At 50.6% G+C, this 629-nt stretch carries 1 protein-coding gene; it reads right to left on the bottom strand.

Annotated features, from left to right (window positions below):
- The coding region (locus tag FDX19_RS01910) for an Arm DNA-binding domain-containing protein (RefSeq protein ID WP_137381394.1) at positions 1–440 on the bottom strand (440 nt) is incomplete at its 3' end.
- Positions 441–629 lie beyond the last annotated feature (189 nt).

The raw sequence follows: 629 nt of genomic DNA, 5'->3' as shown, positions 1-629 counted from the left end.
GCCAGATGGCGGGTTTCAACCTTCGTAATGTCCATTGTGCCGATATCGGGAAAGACATAGCGCTTCAGGCAGGTGAGGATTTTATCGGCGTGGCCTTCCGACCAGAGTTTAAGGCAACTGGTGTGCCATTCAGTGGCGATAAATTTAAACGTGCAGGATTCGTCAACGGCGGCGTTATCCATCTTGCGGATCTGCGAAGGGCAGATACCGGACGCCAGCAGCTTACGCGCGGCATCGCGCTTCTCGCGGGCTTCCGCCAGCGTGACCAGCGGATAAGCGCCAAAAGCCAGACGGTTTTCTTTGCCGCCGAAGCAATAGCGAAAATACCATAACTTAGCGCCGCTACGGGATACAGTCAGGTACAGACCTTGCGCGTCGGTGAGTTTGTAAGATTTAGCGAGAGGCTTAGCTGCGCGGATTTTACTGTCATTCAGGGCCATAACACGGGTCTCCATCGTTCATCGAACTGAACGACCCGTAATCTGACCCCAAATTTTCCGGATACGTAGGGATAAATCAAAACGTATCTGGAAAGATTTTTACGCTAACTTATTGAATTACATACACATGGGAATTCATAGGGAAGCATAAAAAAGGAAAAGTGGTGCCCGGACTCGGAATCGAACCAA

It is taken from the genome of Citrobacter sp. wls619 (assembly GCF_005281345.1).
Classification (GTDB): domain Bacteria; phylum Pseudomonadota; class Gammaproteobacteria; order Enterobacterales; family Enterobacteriaceae; genus Citrobacter.
This window is presented reverse-complemented; position numbering and strand designations above follow the sequence as displayed.